We start from the raw sequence: 1027 nt of genomic DNA, 5'->3' as shown, positions 1-1027 counted from the left end.
CGGCCCGGCAGCGCCGGGCCGACGGGTTCGACGTGCTCAAGATGAAGGTCGGCGCCGACGCGGCGGGCGACCTGGACCGGGTGCGGGCGGTCCGCGCCGCGGTCGGCCCGCAGGTCTGCATCCGGCTGGACGCCAACCAGGGCTGGACACCGCGGGAGGCGGTCCGGGTGATCCGTGGCATCGAGGACGCGGGCCTCGACGTCGAGCTGGTCGAGCAGCCGGTCCACCGGGCGGACCTGGACGGCCTGGCCTGGGTCAGCGACCGGGTGAGCACACCGATCCTGGCCGACGAGTCGGTGTTCGGGGTGCGTGATCTCGTGGAGGTGATCCGCCGCCGCGCCGCCGACCTGGTCAACGTGAAGCTCGCCAAGTGCGGTGGACTGCGGGCGGCGCGCACCCTGCTCGACCTGGCCGCCGCGCACGGCGTCGGCACGGTGGTCGGCTCCATGATGGAGAGCCAGGTGGGTGTGGGCGCCGCCGCCAGCCTGGTCGCCGCATACTCGACCACGGCCGTCTCGGACCTGGACGCCGCCTGGTGGCTGGCCTGGTCGCCGGTGCGCGGGGGTCTGCGGTACGACGGCGCGACGGTGGTGCTGCCGGACGCTCCGGGCCTGGGCATCACCTCGGTTACTGAAACTAAAGTTCGCGCGCGCAGTTGAGCTGCGGCGAAAACTTTCATAGGGTCGCGGCAACGTCCGACACACGAGATGGGGGTGCGCGTGGAGCTGCGAGCCGGCCTCGAGGCCGTCGTCCGGGTCGCGGTCGCGACCCTCTGGAGCTCCCCCGAGGCGGTACGCCCCGTCGACCGCCCCGCCCTGTCCGCCCGGGCCGACGTCGCGGCGTGGGTCGCCGGCCTGGACAGCGCGCAGCAGGTCGGCGACTGCGTCCTGAGCCAGCTGCTGCTGGGCGAGCGGGTGCTGGTCACCGAGGTACGCCCGGACGGCTGGGCGCACGTGGTCGCGGTCGGGCAGCCGGCCGCCCGGGTCGACCCGCGCGGCTACCCCGGCTGGCTGCCGGTCGACCAGCT

The 1027-nt window shown here is 74.5% G+C and carries 1 protein-coding gene and 1 pseudogene; both read left to right on the top strand.

The features are described from left to right. Positions 1–659, top strand: a 659-nt coding sequence (locus tag AB0I76_RS30705) for an enolase C-terminal domain-like protein (protein WP_357042851.1), incomplete at its 5' end; no start/stop codon positions are given. 60 nt (positions 660–719) lie between these two features. Next, positions 720–1027: pseudogene (locus tag AB0I76_RS30700) on the top strand (glycoside hydrolase); the annotation flags it as partial.

The organism is Micromonospora sp. NPDC049799, from assembly GCF_040656655.1.
Lineage (GTDB): Bacteria > Actinomycetota > Actinomycetes > Mycobacteriales > Micromonosporaceae > Micromonospora.
Note: the sequence above shows the minus strand (reverse complement) of the source record. Positions and strands in the feature narration are given on the sequence as shown.